Genomic DNA, 16,919 nt, shown 5'->3' with positions numbered 1-16,919 from the left:
TAGAAAGGCAAAAAAAATCGAGCCTCCCGATTACATCGGGAGGCTCGATTCATTTGGTGGAATGTCCCCCGCGACAAGCGCAGGGGAGGGTTCCATCAATTACTTCGCAACGGCTGCGAGCGCGGCGTTGAACGTCGTGCTCGGGCGCATGACTTCAGCGAGCTTCACGAAGTCCGGCTTGTAGTAGCCGCCGATGTCAACCGGCTTGCCCTGAACCGCAGCCAGCTCGGCAACGATCGTCTGCTCGTTGTCGGCCAGTGCCTTCGCGAGCGGTGCGAATTGCGCTGCGAGTTCCGCGTCGTCCTTCTGCGCGGCCAGTTCCTGTGCCCAGTACATCGAGAGGTAGAACTGGCTGCCGCGGTTGTCCAGCTCGCCGGTCTTCGGCGACGGGCCCTTGTTGTTGTCGAGCAGCTTGCCGGTGGCGGCGTCGAGCGTCTTCGCGAGCAGCTTGGCGCGCGCGTTGTTCGTCTTGATGCCGAGGTCTTCCAGCGACACAGCCAGCGCGAGGAATTCGCCGAGCGAGTCCCAGCGCAGGTGGTCTTCCTGAACCAGCTGCTGCACGTGCTTCGGAGCCGAGCCGCCTGCACCCGTTTCGTACATGCCGCCACCCGCCATCAGCGGAACGATCGAGAGCATCTTCGCCGAGGTGCCCAGTTCCATGATCGGGAACAGGTCGGTCAGGTAGTCGCGCAGGATGTTGCCGGTGACCGAGATCGTGTCCAGACCGCGGATCACGCGCTCGAGCGTGTAACGCATTGCACGGACTTGCGACATGATCTGGATGTCGAGGCCGTTCGTGTCGTAATCCTTCAGGTACGTTTCGACCTTCTTGATCACTTCGTTTTCGTGCGGACGGTACGGGTCGAGCCAGAACACGGCCGGCGTGTTCGAGTTCTTCGCGCGCGTGACGGCGAGCTTGACCCAGTCGCGGATCGGCGCGTCCTTCACGAGACACATACGCCAGATGTCGCCTTGCTCGACGGGCTGCGTGAGGGCTTCGAGGACTTCGCCCGTGGCGTTGTCGACGATGCGCGCCGTGCCGTCTTGCGGGATCTCGAACGTCTTGTCGTGCGAACCGTACTCTTCAGCCTTCTGCGCCATCAGGCCGACGTTCGGCACCGTGCCCATCGTGCGCGGGTCGAATGCGCCGTTGGTCTTGCAGAAGTTGATGATTTCCTGGTAGATGCGCGCGAACGTGCTTTCCGGAATCAGGCACTTCGTGTCGGCCGGACGGCCGTCGGCGCCCCACATCTTGCCGCCTGCGCGGATCATGGCCGGCATCGAAGCGTCGACGATCACGTCGTTCGGTGCGTGCAGGTTCGAGATGCCCTTGGCCGAGTCGACCATGGCGAGCGCCGGACGGTGCTCGTGGCAAGCGTGCATGTCGCGAATGACTTCTTCGCGCTGCGATTCCGGCAGCGTTTCGATCTTCGTGTAGAGATCGACGAGGCCGTTGTTGACGTTCACGCCGAGCTGTTCGAACAGCTTGGCGTGCTTCGCGAACGCGTCCTTGTAGAACGTGCGCACGGCGTGGCCGAACACGATGGGGTGCGAAACCTTCATCATGGTCGCCTTCACGTGCAGCGAGAGCATGACGCCGGTCTTGCGCGCGTCTTCCATCTGCTCTTCGTAGAAGGCCAGCAGGTGCTTCTTGCTCATGAACATGCTGTCGACGATCTCGCCGGCTTGCAGCTTGACCTTCGGCTTGAGCACGATGGTCTCGCCGCCCTTCGTCACGAGCTCCATGCGGACTTCACGGTCCTTGTCGTTCGTGATCGACTTTTCGCCGTGATAGAAGTCGCCGTGCTTCATGTGCGCGACGTGGGTGCGCGAAGCCATGCTCCACTCACCCATGCTGTGCGGGTGCTTCTTCGCGTAGTTCTTCACTGCGAGCGGTGCGCGGCGGTCCGAGTTGCCTTCGCGCAGCACCGGGTTCACGGCCGAGCCGAGGCACTTCGAATAGCGCTTCTGGATGGACTTTTCTTCGTCGGTCTTCGGATCTTCAGGGAAATCGGGGACCTTGTAGCCCTTGCCCTGGAGTTCCTTGATCGCGGCGACGAGCTGCGGCACCGATGCGCTGATGTTCGGCAGCTTGATGATGTTCGTTTCCGGCAACTGCGTGAGACGGCCCAGTTCGGCCAGATTGTCCGGCACGCGCTGGTCTTCCGTGAGGAATTCCGGGAACTCGCCGAGGATACGGCCCGCAACGGAGATATCGCTGGTCTCGACGTTCACGCCGGCCGGCGCAGCGAAGGTGCGGATGATCGGCAGAAACGCGCTGGTGGCGAGCAGCGGCGCTTCATCGGTCAGGGTATAGATGATGGTGGGTTGCTGGGTACTCATCGGCTTCTTGGCGGGGTTCAAAAACGGGGTGATAACACCACCGGCTGCGCGCAGTCGGCGAAACACCTGGATTTTGCCTGAATTTGCAGCCGGCCGGGGGCCAACAGTGCATGTATTTCATATCGTGGAATGTGCTTGCGCAATGTTAATTGACCAGAAAGTCGGTGCGTTTGCCTTGATTGGCCGGCCGCGCGCTGAAAACGTTTCCGCGCTGGATCCCCGTTGCATAAGGCTTTGCAGGGTGATTCCGGGGATTCGCTCACCGCCCTGAGATTTTGTGGATCGTACCCTTGATAATGTGTCAAGTTGGTAAAGACCCTTGTGAAAAGAGAAGTGAATCGGGGAGTCTTATATAAGAATTTTGCTCCGTCAGCCTCGCTCGAGCGCGCAATAACGGTTGCCTTGCTAATCAATTCGTGGTCTCATTCGTTCCATGTTCGATCATTGCCTTTACTTCAATTCGTCGGCACTCGCGCGGCTCGTCGAGCGCGAGTGGAGCGCCGCTTACGCGCCGTTCGGCCTCACGCCCGCGCAAGGCTTCGTGCTGCGCGTGGTGCTGGCCAAGCCTGGGTGCCTGGCGAGCGATGTCGCGCAAACGCTCGGCATTGCGCGGCCCACGGCCACGCGCCTCGTGGACACCCTGTGCGAGAAGGACCTGCTCGAGCGCCGCCAGGGCGAGGCCGACGCCCGCGAATGGGGTCTCTTTCCCACGGCGAGCGGCGCGGCGCTCGACGGCCCGATCAACGGTGCGAGCGCCGAAGTCGCGCGCCGCCTGCGTGCGCAAGTGGGCTCGGACCTGTTCGAGTCGACGGTCACCGGCATGCGCAAGATACGCAAGGGTCTCGCCTGAGGCGTTCGCGCTTTTTTAAAACCTCAATGATTGTCTTGCTAATCAATAAGGAGAAGAACGATGAGCGAAGCGGCGCTGAAAGGGACGGCGGAGGAGGCCTGGCGCTGGGCAATTGGCGTGGCGATCGCCGCGCTGGCGGTGGGAGCGGTCGTCGCGGCAATTCTTTACATGCCGCGTGCCGTGGAGGCGAACAACCGCGCGTGTATTGCGGCCTACGCGAATGACCTGCACGCCGACCTCGCGGCGTTCGCACAGGATCCGGCGTGGCAGGCGCAATATGTCGAGGCGCTTACGGCGTGCGCGCGCTAAATGGGCACATCAAGCGGGCACGCCGCGCACCGCATTACTTGCGATTGAGGAACGCGAGCAAGTCGGCGTTGACCTGATCGGCAAGCGTCGTGCACATGCCGTGCGGGGCGCCCGGGTAGATCTTGAGCGTCGCGTCCTTGACGATTTTCGCGGAGAGCTTGCCGGCGTCGTCGATCGGCACGATCTGGTCGTCGTCGCCGTGCAGGATCAGCGTGGGCACGTCGAACTTCTTGAGGTCCTCCGTGTAATCGACTTCGGAGAACTCGTGCACGCAGTCATGCAACGCGAGGATGCCGCCCCACATGCCCTGCTGCCAGAACGAGTCGATCACGCCCTGCGAGACTTTTGCGCCGCTGCGGTTGTAGCCGTAGAACGGCACAGCCAGGTCCTTGAAGAACTGCGAGCGATCGTCGATCACGCCCTTGCGGATGCCGTCGAACACATCTTTGGGCAGGCCGCCCGGATTCTTTTCGCTCTTGATCATGATGGGCGGCACCGCGCCGATCAGCACCGCGCCCGACACGCGCTTCGTGCCGTGGCGGCCAATATAGCGCGCGACTTCGCCGCCGCCCGTGGAGTGGCCAACGAGCGTGGCGTCCTTCACGTCGAGCTTGTCGAGCAGATCGGCCAGGTCGTCGGCCCACGTGTCCATGTCGTTGCCCTTGGCGGGCTGCTCGGAGCGGCCGTGGCCGCGGCGGTCGTGCGCGATCGTGCGAAAGCCGTTTTGCACGAGAAAGAGCATTTGGGCGTCCCAGGCGTCGGCCGTGAGCGGCCAGCCGTGGGAGAAAACGACGGGCTTCCCGCTGCCCCAGTCCTTGTAATAGATCGACGTGCCATCGCGGGTGGTGAAGGTGCTCATTGGAAACTCTCCAGTTTCTAACTACAGCATCACGAAGCAGACAGACGCCGGCGCGCATGCGCGCGCAGTCGCGTTTCGCGCGGCAGTACGTGACGGCGTCCAGGGATGGGCAATGCAGGTGGAACGTGCCCGAACCTGAGCCTCATGGAAAGAGGCGCAAGGCACGCGAAAGAGTATAGAGAGAACGCCTGATCGACGACGCGAGGGTGTGCGGCCCGGCGTGGCTAAGCCATTTCCGCGCCAACCGCATCGCGCAGATAGTCGCCGAGAAACTCGACGAAACTGCGCAGCTTCGCCGAAAGCTTGTTGCGCTCGAGATAGATCGCATGAATATCGGCGTTCGGCAGCGACCATTCGGCAAGCAGCGGCACGAGTTCGCCGCGCTCGATGTGCTCGCCGATTTCCCACTGCGAGCGCACGACAATGCCGCGTCCGTCGAGCGCCCAGCGCAGCACGGTGCTGCCGTCGTTGCTCGAGAGCGCGCCGTCGACCTTCACGGTTTCCGTGCGCTTGCCGCGCGAAAAGTGCCAGGTGCCGTATGCCGAGTCGTTTTCGCGCAGCACGATGCACGCGTGGCGTGTCAGATCGTGCGGTGCCGATGGATTGCCATGCCGTTTCAAATACGCCGGCGAAGCGCACACGATGCGCTGATTTTTCAGCAGCAAACGCGCGTTGATGCGCGCGTCGGGCACCTCGCCGAAGCGAATGCCGAGATCGAAGCCTTCTTCCTGCAGGCTGAGCGGCCGTTCGGTCAATTGCAGCTGGATTTTCATCGAGGGAAACCGCTCGACGTAAGCGGATACCGCGGGCGCGACGTGCGCGCGGCCAAAACCGAACGACGCGTTCACGCGCAGCAGCCCGGCCGGTTCGCCGCGGCTGCGCGTGACGAGTTGCTCCAGCTCCGAGAGTTCGTCGAGGATGCGCGAGCCGTTCGCGAGATACAGCTCGCCTTCCGGCGTGAGCGAAAGACGCCGGGTGGTGCGGTTCACGAGCCGCACGCCCAGGCGCTGCTCCAGTTGCGCGAGACGCTTGCTCACAGCGGGCGGCGTGACGCCCAGTTCGCGCGCGGCCGCCGCCAGATTGCGGTTGCGCGCCACGAGCGCAAAGAGATTCAGATCGGAAAACGCGTCCATCGAGCCGCTCCGGTTGCCGTGCGTGATTCGTTCCTGAAAGTTACGACCGGATTGCTTTTGCGGAAACCCAATCGCCTAAGGCATCAATTAGACTGCATGCAACCTCGGGAGACAAGCATGTTCGAAGGTTTCACCAACGTGTCGGCGGACATTGAAGGCGTCCGCATTCACGCAATCAAGGGCGGACGCGGCCCGGCGCTGCTGCTCCTGCACGGCCATCCGCAAACGCATGCCATCTGGCACAAGGTGGCGCCCACGCTCGCGGAGCACTTCACGGTCGTTGCCGCCGACCTGCGCGGTTACGGTGACAGCGGCAAACCGCAGGGCACGTCCGACCACGCCAACTATTCGAAGCGCCGCATGGCGCTCGATCAGGTTGGGCTCATGCGCGGCCTCGGCTTCGCTTCGTTTGCGGTGATGGGCCATGACCGGGGTGGCCGTGTCGCCGCGCGCATGGCGATCGATCATCCGGACGTGGTCACGCAACTCGTGACCCTCGACGTCGCGCCAACGGTCGCGATGTACGAACAGACGTCGTTCGAGTTCGCGCGTGCTTACTGGCACTGGTTCTTTCTCGTGCGCCCGGCGCCGTTTCCGGAAACGCTGATCCGTGCCGACCCCGATCTGTATTTGAAGCAGACCATGGGCGCGCGTAGCGCGGGGCTCGCGCCTTTCGCGCCCGAGGCCTACGCGGAATATTGGCGCTGCCTTTCGGACCCCGCAACCGCACACGGAATCTGCGAGGACTATCGGTCGTCGATCACGATCGACCTCGAACACGACCGCGCGGATCTGGCGGCGGGCAAGCGCATCGAGTGCCCGTTCCTCGCGCTGTGGGGCGCGCAGGGCACGGTTGGCCAGTGCTTCGATCCGCTGGCGGAGTGGCGTAGCTGGAACGCGAACGTAAGCGGCGAGGCGCTGCCGTGTGGCCACTACATCGCGGAAGAAGCGCCCCAGTTGCTCCTCGAACGCGTGCTGCCTTTTCTGCAGCGCTGATTCGATCGTCATTTTTTAGTCGGGCTTCATTATGTCCTCACAAACGCTTTACCGGAAACTGGTTGATTCGCACACCGTATCGATCATCGACGCCGAGCACGTTCTGCTCTACGCCGATCTGCACATCATGAACGAGTACACGAGCCCGCAAGCATTCGCGGGCTTGCATGAGAAGGGCCTGCGCGTGCGCCGCCCGCGCCAGCAGATGGGCGTGGTCGATCACGTCATTCCCAGCAAGCCGGTGCCCGTGGCCGCGCGCACGATCGAGATCGTCGACGCCGCGAAGCAGGCCGCGAACTTCACGCGCAACTGCGTGGAGCAGGGCATTCATCTGTTCGATATCCACGACCCGATGCAGGGCATTGAGCATGTGGTCGCGCCCGAAATCGGTCTGATTCGTCCTGGCATGGTCGTGCTGTGCGGCGACAGCCACACGACGACTTACGGCGCACTGGGCGCGCTCGGGTTCGGCATCGGCACCTCGGAAGTCGAACACGTGTTGGCGACGCAGACGCTGGTGTACCGCGTCGCAAAGGACATGCGCATCGTCGTGGACGGCGCGCTGCCGCCGGGGACGACATCGAAGGATCTCGTGCTGCACATCATTGCGAAGATCGGCGCGCAGGGCGCACGCGGCTACGCCGTGGAATATGCGGGCGAAGCCATTGCCGGGCTCTCCGCCGAGGCGCGCATGACCCTGTGCAACATGACCGTGGAGGCGGGCGCGCGCGCCGCGCTGATCGCGCCCGACCGCACGACGCTCGACTACGTGGCCAGCAAGGTGCGCGACCTCGATGCAAAGACGCTCGACGCCGCATGCAACGCATGGTCGAAACTGCGCTCCGATGACGACGCGCATTTCGATATCGAGCATCGCTTCGACGCCGCGCGCGTTGCACCCTACGTGACATGGGGCACGAGCCCTGACCAGGCCGTGCCGGTGGACGGCCGCATTCCCGAAGCGGCCGAAGGCGCGGGTCTCGACGCCGCGACGCTGCACAAGGCGCTCGATTACATTGGCCTCGCCGCAGGCGCGCCGATCGAGGGCACGCCAATCGACCGCGTGTTCATCGGCTCCTGCACGAATGCGCGCATCGAGGACCTGCGCGCCGTTGCCCAGGTCGTGCGCGGCCGCAAGGTGGCCGCGACGGTGCGCGCGATGGTCGTGCCGGGTTCGGGCATGGTGCGCGACCAGGCGGAGCGCGAAGGCATTGCGCAGACGCTGATCGACGCGGGGTTCGAGTGGCGTCAGCCGGGCTGCTCGATGTGCCTCGCGATGAACGACGACGTGCTAGCGCCAGGCGAGCGCTGCGCCTCGACGACGAACCGCAATTTCGAAGGGCGCCAGGGGCGCGACAGCAAAACGCATTTGATGAGCCCCGCAATGGCCGCCGCCGCCGCGCTGGCGGGCCGCATCGTCGACATTCGCAAGGAGCTTGCACATGGCTAAGCCGTTCACGATCTCGGGCGTTGCCGCGCCACTGCCCGTCAACAACCTCGACACCGACCAGATCATGCCCAAGCAGTTTCTGCTCGGCATCGACAAATCGGGGCTCGCGCGCGGGCTGCTGTACGACTTGCGTTTCGATGCCGATGGCCGCGTGCGTGAGGATTTCGTGCTCAATCGTCCTGAGTATCGCGACGCGAAGGTGCTGATCGGGGGCTCGAACTTCGGCTGCGGATCGAGCCGCGAACATGCCGTGTGGGGCTTGCAGCAGGCGGGTTTCGAAGCCGTGATCGCGCCGAGCTATGGTGAGATTTTCTACTTCAATTCGACGAACAACCGCTTGCTGCTCGTCACGCTGCCGCCGGAACAAGTCGAGGCGCTGGTCGCGGAGATCGCGAGCGGCGACGACAAACACGTATCGATCGATGTCGACAACGAAGTGGTGATCGCGCCTTCGGGGCAGCGCTATGCGTTCTCGCTGCCGGCACGGCAGAAGCAGATGCTCGTGGAAGGGCTCGACATGGTCGGTATGACGCTGCGCCAGCAGGAAGCGATCGACGCCTTCGAGGCGAAACATTGGGCGACGCAGCCGTGGTGCCGCATCGATCTGCCGGCGCAGCAGCAACGCGCTTAATCCCCTTGCTATAACCAGACCGTTCGTGCATCGCGCGCAACGGCACAGGGGCGCACTCACCGCCATGCGCGGCAAGTGCGCCCATACGGAGACAACCCATGAGCATTGCCGCAGTCCATCCGCAGGACGCCGCCGCGCTGGAGCCCAGCGTTGTGCGCAAGGTCTCACGGCGCATCACGCCGTTCATCATCGTCCTGTATTTCCTGAGTTTTTTGAACCGCGTGAACGTCGGCTTCGCGGGGCTCACGATGAATCACGACATCGGGCTCACGCAGGCCATGTTCGGCGTGGGCGCGGGGATTTTCTTCGTCGGCTATATCGCGGCGGGCATGCCGTCCAACCTTGCGTTGCAGCGCGTTGGCGCGCGCAGATGGATCGCACTGCTGATGGTTGCATGGGGTCTGCTTTCCGCAGCCACGGCGTTCGTCACGGGCCCGTACAGCTTTTATACGCTGCGTTTCGTGCTCGGTCTCGCTGAAGCGGGCTTCTTTCCAGGCATCATTCTTTACCTGAGCTTCTGGTTTCCCGCGCGCCACCGTGCATTCGTCACGGCCATGTTCATGACCGCCGCGCCGCTCTCGAACATGATCGGCTCGCCCATTTCCGGCGCGCTCATGAACCTGGAGGGCGTGGCGCATCTGCACGGCTGGCAGTGGCTCTTCCTCGTGGAAGGCGCGCCGACCGTGCTGCTCGGCATCGTTTCGTACTTCTATTTGACTGACCGGCCCGAGGACGCACAGTGGCTCGCGCCCGCCGAGCGCCAGTGGCTGAGCGCCGAAATGCGGCGCGAGCGCGAAGCGAAAGCGGCACAGAGCAAGTCGAGCGTGTGGGGCGCAGTGAAGGACCCGCGCGTGCTGCTGCTTGCGCTCGTCTATGCGGGCACGTCGACCGGACTCTACGCCATTGGCATCTGGGCGCCGATGATCATCCACCGCTTTGGCTTCAGCTACTTCGAACTGGGTGTCGTGAACGCGATTCCGAACCTGTTCGCGGTGGTGACGATGGTGCTCTGGGCGCGCAACTCGGACCGCACGAACGAGCGCCGCCTGCATGTTGCGATTGCGTGTCTCGCGGCCGGCATCGGCATGCTGATGTCCGGTCACGCCGCCAATGTCATTGTGCTGATCGTCGGGCTCTCGATCGCGAACTTCGGCATCAACGCGGCGAAGCCGCCGCTCTGGAGCATGCCCACGCAGTTTCTCTCGGGCTCTGCTGCCGCCGCGGGCATTGCGCTCATCAACGCGATGGGCAGCCTCATCGGCGGCACGATCGGCCCGATGGTGATTGGCCGGTTGCGCGACCTGAGCGGCGACTATTCACTGGGGCTGTATTTCGTCAGCGCCACGCTGCTTGTTTCGGCCGTGCTTGCCTATGCGTTCGGACTGCGTGCCCGGCGCGCGGCGGTTCGCGTAAGCCAGTGATCTGGGCCGGCCCTCGCGGCTTGCGGCGAGGGCCAGAAGAGGCACTGTACGGTTCGGAGAGCTTGAAACGCGCGATACGCGATAATTGCCCTTTATCGATTCCCGCATCTCTCGTATGTCGACGCCTGAACCGGTCTCTTCCGGGCACTCGTGGTGGGGCGTGCTCGTCCTGGCGCTTTCGGCCTTTATTTTCAACACGACCGAGTTCGTGCCCGTTGCGCTGCTGAGTGCCATTGGCGACAGCCTTAACATGCAACCGACCGACGTCGGCCTCATGCTGACGATCTACGCGTGGACGGTGGCCGTGGCGTCGCTGCCCTTGATGCTGCTCACACGCAACGTCGAACGCCGCAAGCTGCTGACCTGGATATTCGGGCTCTTCATCGTCAGCCATATCGTGACCGGCGTGGCGTGGAATTTCACGGTGCTGATGGTGGGCCGCGTCGGTATTGCATTTGCGCACGCGATATTCTGGTCGATCTCCGTTTCGCTGGTGGTGAGGCTCGCGCCGCCCGGCAACAAGAGCCGTGCGCTCGCCATGCTCGGCATGGGCACATCGATCGCCATGGTGGCGGGCATTCCGCTTGGGCGCGTGATTGGCGAGACGCTGGGCTGGCGGCAGACTTTCTTCGTCATCGCGGGCGCGGCGGCGGTTGCGCTGCTGATGTTGCGCATGTGGCTGCCCGCCTTGCCGAGCCAGCAAACGGGCTCGTTCAGCAGCGTACCCGTGCTGTTCAGAAAGCCGATGCTGGCCTCGCTTTATCTGCTGACGATACTCGTCGTGACCGCGCACTTCACGTCGTATACGTATATCGAGCCGTTCATTCACACCGTGGGTCACGAAAGCAGTCAGCGCATCACCTATATCCTGATCCTGTTCGGCGGTGCCGGCATTCCAGCGGCCATTTGCTTCAATCGCCTTTACCCGCGCGATCCCGCGCAATTCCTGCAGGCGGCTGTGATTGCCGTGTGCGTATGCCTGCTCGTCCTGTTTCCCGCTGCGTTGAGCATCGTCACGTTGTCGGTTCATACGCTGGTCTGGGGCGGCGCGATCGTTTCTTTTGGCCTTGCGATGCAGGCATGGGTGCTCAAACTCGCGCCGCAAGCCACGGACCTCGCGGTCTCGATCTATTCCGGGCTCTATAACGTGGGGATCGGCGCGGGCGCGCTGCTGGGCAACCATATCGCCAACGGCTTTGGCGTGTCGTGGGTCGGCTCGTTCGGCGGCGTGGTGGGCGGCGTTGGGGCAGCGGTGTGCTGGCTCGCATTGCGCATGTATGCGCGGGCGCATCCTTCGGACCATTGAAGCGCGGCTTGGCAAGCTGCTGATCGATGGCCCTTTAGCCAGACTGGACATTTCGCGGCGGAGGCGGCGCGAAGTCGGACTACTATGGCACTGCTGGCCGCGTAAAGGTCGTTTGACTCAGCCAGGCGCCGGCCTGGAATCTTCCGATTGAGTAAGGGATACCCATGTTTACTCTCGCAGTGTGCGCGGAGATGGTCTTTTGTGACTTGCCGGTGATCGAGCGCGTTAGGCGTATCAGCGAACTGGGCTTCGAGGTCGAGATCTGGGACTGGACCCGGCACGATATCGGCGCGCTGGCGCATAGCGGCGCGAAGTTTTCGTCGATGACGGGTTATATCGAAGGCGACCTGATCACCGAGCGCGGCGCCGATGCGCTTGTGCGCACGGCCGAGCAATCGATCGAAGTGGCGAAGCGCCTTGCGTGCCCACGCCTTAACCTGCACGGCACCGGGCTCGATGGCAACGGTTTGCCCGTTATACCGGTGCCGGTCGTGAGCGGCGAAATGTGGCTGGCCGCGCAGAAAACGCTCGCACGCATTGCCGAACTGGGCGCGCGGCACGACGTGGTGTTTTGCCTGGAAAACCTCAACACTGAAGTCGATCATCCGGGCGTGCCGTTCGCGCGCGCCGCCGACACGCTGGCGCTCATCAAGGCCATCGACAATCCGCATCTGCGGTTGAATCTCGATCTCTATCACGCGCAGATCGGCGAGGGCAATCTGATCGAACTCGTGCGCCGTGCCGCGCCTTATATCGGCGAGATTCAGGTGGCCGACGTGCCGGGGCGCAAGGAGCCCGGCACCGGCGAGATTCACTATCCTGCGATCGCACGTGCGCTTGCCGCGCTCGACTATCGCGGCACGATCGGCCTCGAAGCCTGGGCGAGCGGCGAAGCCGAACTCGCGCTCCAGCGCTTTCGCGAGGCGTTTACACTGGCGTAGTGGGAGGCGCTTCGTCTTCTGCGCGCGGAAACGTCAGCACTACGGCGAACCCACCCGCGGCGGGAAACGCAAAGTTCACGCGGCCGCCGTGCGCCTTCATCACCGCTTGTACGATGGCGAGCCCAAGGCCGGAGCCCGTCGTGCGCTCCGTACCTTCCTGGCCAATGCGCTCGAACGGACGCAACGCGGCGTCCCAGTGTTCGCGCGCAATGCCGCTGCCGTTGTCGGTCACGGTCAGCGTGACAGCCTCCGGCGAAGCGTTCACGGTCACGACGATATCGTCGGCCTTGCCGTGCAGCAGCGCGTTGTGCAGCACGTTCGAAAGCGCTTCCTGCAGGCTGACGGCGTCGCCCGCGATCCACACTTGCGGCGCGCTGCTTTCGAACGCCACCTTCACGTCGCGTTCGTCGGCGAGCGGGATCGTGCGGCCCAGCACTTCCCTCGCGAGCTTCGCCAGGTCCACGCGCTGCAACGGCACCACTTCCGTGCGATGAATCACCATGGCGTGATTGAGCAGCTGGCCGGTGAGCCGGCCCACGTCCGAGCAGGTGGCCCGCAACGCTTCGAGCCGTGCGGCGTGGCGCGCGGGATCGGACTCGGTGCTGAGCAATTCGATTTGCGCGTCGAGCCGCGCGATCGGTGTGCGCATCTGGTGCGCGGCGTCGGCGATAAAACGCTGCATGGCCGTCATGCGTTCCGCGAGGCGCCCGATCAATCCGTTGATCGCGCCGATCAGCGCGTTGATCTCGCTCGGCGTGTCGTGCGAAACGGGCCGCAGGTCGGCGGGATCGCGCGCGGCGATGATTTGCTCGATCTGCGCGAGCGGGCGCAGGCCGCGCCGGATCGCGAGGCCGCTTGCACCAATGGCGAGCACGCTCATCAGCAGAATCAGCGTCCAGACCTTGAAGCTCATGTCGTTCGTGAGCTGCTGGCGCGCATGCGTGGTTTGCGCGACTGTAACGAGGGCCCAGCCGGGCGGCCGCGCGTCGGGCATGTAGCGCCCGATGGTGGCCGTGCGCACGCGCTCACCCTGATAGCGCCCATTCGCGAATGTCGGACCCTGGCGCGCACTCATCGTGTTGGCCGGACCGGGAAGGTCGCCATAACCCGCTACCACGAGGCCGCGCGCATCGACCACCTTGTAGTAGACGATGTCATAGCGCGAGAGCGTGGAGAGGGCGGCCACCGGCGGATTGAGTGCGAGCACGCCGCCCTGCACGTAGAGATTTTCGGCGACCTGGATGGTTGCGCCCGCAAGCAGTTGATCGTAGGCGCGCTCGGAAGCGACCCCCGCGTAATAGCGCGCGATGCCCGCGAGCGCCGCCGCCCCCGACGCCACCACGAGCGCGATGAAGAGCAGCGTGCGGCCGAGCAGCGTTTTGGGGAACCAGTCAAAGCGCGGCAATTTGGTATCCCATGCCGCGCGCGGTGCGAATTTCGACCGAGCTGCCTTGCAGTTTCTTGCGCAAACGCGTGACGTACTGTTCGACCGCGTTCGCGGTCGGCTCGTTGCCATAGCTGAACAACTGGTTCAGCAGTTCCTCTTTCGGGAAAATGCGTTGCGGGCGGCTGGCGAGGATTTCGAGCAAGGCGAATTCCTGACGCGAGAGCGAAAGCGCTTTGCCGTCGAGTTCGGCGAGCCGGCTGCTGCGGTCGATCGCAAGACCGCCGAGCCTCACGACGTCGTTCGCGTGCCCGCTGTTGCGGCGCAGGAGCGCCTGCACGCGCGCTTCGAGTTCGCGATAGTCGAACGGCTTGACGAGGTAGTCGTCGGCGCCGAGGCCCAGCCCGCTCACGCGATCGTCGATGGCCGAGCGCGCGGTGAGAAGCAGCACGGGCGTGGTGGAGCCCGCCGCGCGCAGGTTGCGCAGGATCGCGAAGCCGTCCATGGCGGGAAGCATCACGTCGAGCACGACCAGGTCGAAGCGCTCGACGCCTAGCAGGCTGTTCGCCGTGGCGCCGTTCGCTTCGAGGTCCACCGCGTGACCGAGACGCGTGAGGCGGCTGCGGACCGCCGCGCCGATTTCCGCGTCGTCCTCTACCACCAGAATGCGCATGATGCCGTTCCTGCCGAAATCTTCATGGGTACGATTGCGGGTTTTCCCGAGGTCTGCCAGCCGTGTTTTCTCAGCATTTTCTCAGACTCGCCCGGTAATCTCGCGAACCATGGAAGATGCAGCGACGTGATTACGACACGAACCACCGGAGACGGCAAGATGCGCATGCAGTCGCCGAGGCGGCGCGCACTCGTTGCGGCCGGGCTTGGCGCGGCGGCGCTCGCCGCTGCGCTCGCGCCTGCCTGGGTGCGGGCCACGCCGCGCACGGTGCGCATTTCGAAGGGCTACGGCCTGCTGTATCTGCCGCTGCTCGTGATGGAAAAGATGCGGCTCTTCGAGCGCCATGCGGCCCGTCAGGGGCTCGTAGACGTGAGCGTCGAGTGGCTGAGGCTCGACGGCGGCAATTCCGTCGACGACGCCATGATGGCAGGCACGCTCGACTTCGCCGCCGTGGGCGCGCCCGGGTTCATCGAACTGTGGGCGCGGGCGCGCGGCATACCGAACGTCGAGGTGATCGGCATTAGCGGCCTTTCGGCCACGGCGCTCTCGCTGAACACGAACCGGCCGCAGATCGCGACGCTGCACGACTTCACGTCCGCCGACCGCATTGCGGTGCCGGGCATTCGCACCTCGCTTTCCGCCGTCGTGCTGCAAATGGTGGCGAGCAAGCTGCTTGGCGCGCAGCACTTCGCGCAGCTCGATTCGATCACCGTGGGCTTGCCACATCCGCAGGCCATGCAGTCGCTGATCCGGCGCGAGGGCGGCATTACCGCCCATTTCGCATCGCCGCCATTTTCGACACTCGAATTGCAGCAGCCGGGCATACACCGCGTGGTCAATTCAGTCGACGTGCTCGGGCCGCTCACGCTCGACGTGGTATTCGCGCCCAAGCGCCTCGTGGACACCGAACCGGCGCTCGTGCGCGCGTTCCTTCACGCGCTCGACGAGGCGAACCGGATGATCGCGCAGGACAAAGCGGCGGCGGCGCAAATCTATGTCGATTCGTCGGGCTTCGGGGCGTCGCGCGAGCACGTGGTGCAGACGCTCGCCGCGCCGGAGTCGCGCTTTTCGGTCTGGCCCGAGCAGTTGATGGAGTACGTGGACTTTTTGTACATGGTGGGCACGATCAAGGCGAAACCGCGCACGTGGAACGACATGTTCGTGCCGATGCTCGCGGAGTTCCGTCCGTCTTAGGCAGTCGCACAGGCAACATACAAATAAACGTAGGAGAACAGAGTGAATCCAGATAAAACCGTCGATCAACAGCCCGCCGAAGAGCGGGATGTCATGTCGAAGATCGCGCGCCGCCTGATGCCGATCCTCGTGGTGATGTTCCTGATCTCTTTTATCGACCGGCAGAATGTCGGCTTCGCAAAGTTGCAGATGGTGCACAGCCTCAACATGACCGAAACGGCATTCGGTCTTGCCTCGTCGCTGTTCTTCATCGGCTATCTGCTGTTCGAAGTGCCCAGCACGCTCGCGCTGCATCGCTACGGCGCGCGCGTGTGGCTCGCGCGCATCATGCTCACCTGGGGCTTGATTACCGTGCTGATGGGCTTCACCACCTCGATGAAGGTGTTCTGCGGGCTGCGCCTTGCGCTGGGCGTGGCCGAAGCCGGCTTCTATCCGGGCGTGATTTATTACCTCACGCTGTGGTTTCCGCAGAGCTACCGCGCACGCGTGCTCGGCATCTTCACGCTGGGCAGTGCGCTCGCGAACATGCTGGGCTCGCTCGTGGGCGGCTGGCTGCTGAGCCTCAACGGCGTATGGGGCTTGGCCGGCTGGCAGTGGGTGTTCATCGCCACGGGCCTGCCCGCCGTGCTGGTCGGCATTGCCGTGTTCAGGCTGCTGCCGGCGTCGTACCAGGAAGCGCGCTTCCTGAACGAGCGCGAAAAAGAGATCGTGGCGGCCGCGCACGAGCGCGAGAAGCCCGAGCATGCCGAACACGCACAGCCCTGGAAGGCGCTGCTCGATCCGCGCGTGATGCTGTTCGCGGCGACCTATATGCTGATGTCGACGTCTCTGTATGGCGTGACGTACTGGCTGCCCACGCTCGTGAAGTCGTTTGGCGTGTCGAGCAGCGTGAACGGGCTGTTGAGCATGCTGCCGTGGGCACTGGCGGTCTTGCTGCTGCTGTGGCTGCCGTCGAAGCTGCGCCGCGCAAAAAGCATTCTTCGAACGATGGCGATCGTCGCTGCGCTGGGGACGCTCAGCTTCCTGTTGAGTCTGCTGCTGCCTTCCACGCCGCTGCGTTTTATCGCGCTCGTACTCGGCGGCGCGTGCATCCCGCTGCTGTACCCGTGCTTCTGGTCGATGCCGCCGCGCTACTTCACCGGCGCGCGAGCGGCGGCGAGCGTGGCGGCCATCAACTCGATCGGCAATCTCGGCGGCTTCTTTGGCCAGAACCTCATGCCGCTCGCAGGCAAGCTCACGGGCACGGCATTCGGTCCGATGATCGTGCCGATCGTGTGTCTGGCGGTGCTCGGTCTCGGCGTCGTGGTGGCGTGGGGTCGTTCCGGGCGCGCGATGGAGGGTGTGCCGGCCTGAGCCTCGGTTGCCCCTGATTTGACGGCGGTGGCGGCATGCGTGCGCGGATGCACGCGTGCCTCGCGCGCGAAACACG

15 protein-coding genes are annotated in these 16,919 nt (G+C 64.0%); 10 read left to right on the top strand and 5 right to left on the bottom strand.

The genetic code is table 11. The features are described 5' to 3' along the window. Nucleotides 1-99: 99 nt before the first annotated feature. Nucleotides 100-2,343: an NADP-dependent isocitrate dehydrogenase gene (locus tag U5A65_RS23335; protein ID WP_321910322.1), complete on the bottom strand. Its 2,244-nt coding sequence runs from the start codon at nt 2,341-2,343 to the stop codon at nt 100-102. Between the two features lie 433 nt (nt 2,344-2,776). On the opposite strand from U5A65_RS23335, the gene U5A65_RS23330 reads away from it, so the two are divergent. Both U5A65_RS23330 and U5A65_RS23325 read left to right on the top strand, forming a co-directional pair. Beyond that, nucleotides 2,777-3,193, top strand: coding sequence for a MarR family winged helix-turn-helix transcriptional regulator (locus tag U5A65_RS23330; RefSeq protein WP_321947625.1), 417 nt, complete (start codon nt 2,777-2,779; stop codon nt 3,191-3,193). Between the two features lie 60 nt (nt 3,194-3,253). Continuing rightward, nucleotides 3,254-3,502: a hypothetical protein gene (locus U5A65_RS23325; protein ID WP_321947624.1), complete on the top strand. Its 249-nt coding sequence runs from the start codon at nt 3,254-3,256 to the stop codon at nt 3,500-3,502. Nucleotides 3,503-3,536: 34 nt separating this feature from the next. Here U5A65_RS23325 and U5A65_RS23320 read toward each other — a convergent pair whose 3' ends face one another. Both U5A65_RS23320 and U5A65_RS23315 read right to left on the bottom strand, forming a co-directional pair. After that, entirely contained in the window at nt 3,537-4,361 is an 825-nt protein-coding gene (locus U5A65_RS23320) for an alpha/beta hydrolase (RefSeq protein ID WP_321910316.1), read from the bottom strand. Between the two features lie 224 nt (nt 4,362-4,585). After that, nucleotides 4,586-5,494: a LysR family transcriptional regulator gene (locus U5A65_RS23315; protein WP_321910314.1), complete on the bottom strand. Its 909-nt coding sequence runs from the start codon at nt 5,492-5,494 to the stop codon at nt 4,586-4,588. Between the two features lie 117 nt (nt 5,495-5,611). On the opposite strand from U5A65_RS23315, the gene U5A65_RS23310 reads away from it, so the two are divergent. The 6 genes from U5A65_RS23310 to U5A65_RS23285 all read left to right on the top strand — a co-directional run bounded on the left by U5A65_RS23310 (nt 5,612) and on the right by U5A65_RS23285 (nt 12,239). Continuing rightward, nucleotides 5,612-6,490: an alpha/beta hydrolase gene (locus tag U5A65_RS23310; RefSeq protein ID WP_321947622.1), complete on the top strand. Its 879-nt coding sequence runs from the start codon at nt 5,612-5,614 to the stop codon at nt 6,488-6,490. 31 nt (nt 6,491-6,521) lie between these two features. Then, entirely contained in the window at nt 6,522-7,940 is a 1,419-nt protein-coding gene (leuC, locus tag U5A65_RS23305) for a 3-isopropylmalate dehydratase large subunit (RefSeq protein ID WP_321947620.1), read from the top strand. After that, entirely contained in the window at nt 7,933-8,571 is a 639-nt protein-coding gene (leuD, locus tag U5A65_RS23300) for a 3-isopropylmalate dehydratase small subunit (protein WP_321936578.1), read from the top strand. The genes leuC and leuD overlap by 8 nt, the downstream gene beginning before the upstream one ends. A 98-nt stretch (nt 8,572-8,669) precedes the next feature. Beyond that, entirely contained in the window at nt 8,670-9,992 is a 1,323-nt protein-coding gene (locus U5A65_RS23295; protein WP_321936577.1) for an MFS transporter, read from the top strand. A 115-nt stretch (nt 9,993-10,107) separates the two neighbouring features. Beyond that, entirely contained in the window at nt 10,108-11,298 is a 1,191-nt protein-coding gene (locus U5A65_RS23290; protein ID WP_321947618.1) for a sugar transporter, read from the top strand. A gap of 164 nt (nt 11,299-11,462) precedes the next feature. Then, the gene (locus U5A65_RS23285) at nt 11,463-12,239 is read left to right on the top strand and encodes a TIM barrel protein (protein WP_321947616.1); all 777 of its coding nucleotides are present in this window, start codon (nt 11,463-11,465) and stop codon (nt 12,237-12,239) included. On the opposite strand, the gene U5A65_RS23280 is transcribed toward U5A65_RS23285, so the two are convergent. Both U5A65_RS23280 and U5A65_RS23275 read right to left on the bottom strand, forming a co-directional pair. Continuing rightward, nucleotides 12,226-13,644: a sensor histidine kinase gene (locus U5A65_RS23280; RefSeq protein WP_321947615.1), complete on the bottom strand. Its 1,419-nt coding sequence runs from the start codon at nt 13,642-13,644 to the stop codon at nt 12,226-12,228. The two genes, U5A65_RS23285 and U5A65_RS23280, sit on opposite strands and share 14 nt — an antisense overlap. Next, a complete protein-coding gene (locus U5A65_RS23275; protein WP_321910299.1) occupies nt 13,631-14,296 on the bottom strand; it encodes a response regulator transcription factor in 666 nt (221 codons plus the stop codon). Before U5A65_RS23275 ends, U5A65_RS23280 begins: the two co-directional genes overlap by 14 nt. A gap of 165 nt (nt 14,297-14,461) precedes the next feature. Between U5A65_RS23275 and U5A65_RS23270 the strand changes: the two genes are divergently transcribed. Beyond that, complete coding sequence (locus tag U5A65_RS23270) at nt 14,462-15,490, top strand: ABC transporter substrate-binding protein (protein ID WP_321947685.1); 1,029 nt, start codon at nt 14,462-14,464, stop codon at nt 15,488-15,490. Between the two features lie 93 nt (nt 15,491-15,583). After that, nucleotides 15,584-16,843 carry an MFS transporter gene (locus tag U5A65_RS23265; protein ID WP_321947684.1) on the top strand — a complete coding sequence of 420 codons (1,260 nt, stop codon included), beginning with the start codon at nt 15,584-15,586 and terminating at the stop codon, nt 16,841-16,843. The last annotated feature ends 76 nt before the right edge of the window (nt 16,844-16,919 follow it).

Origin of the sequence: Paraburkholderia sp. J10-1 (genome assembly GCF_905220165.1) — a bacterium.
In the GTDB taxonomy this organism is placed as follows: domain Bacteria; phylum Pseudomonadota; class Gammaproteobacteria; order Burkholderiales; family Burkholderiaceae; genus Paraburkholderia.
Note: the sequence above shows the minus strand (reverse complement) of the source record. Positions and strands in the feature narration are given on the sequence as shown.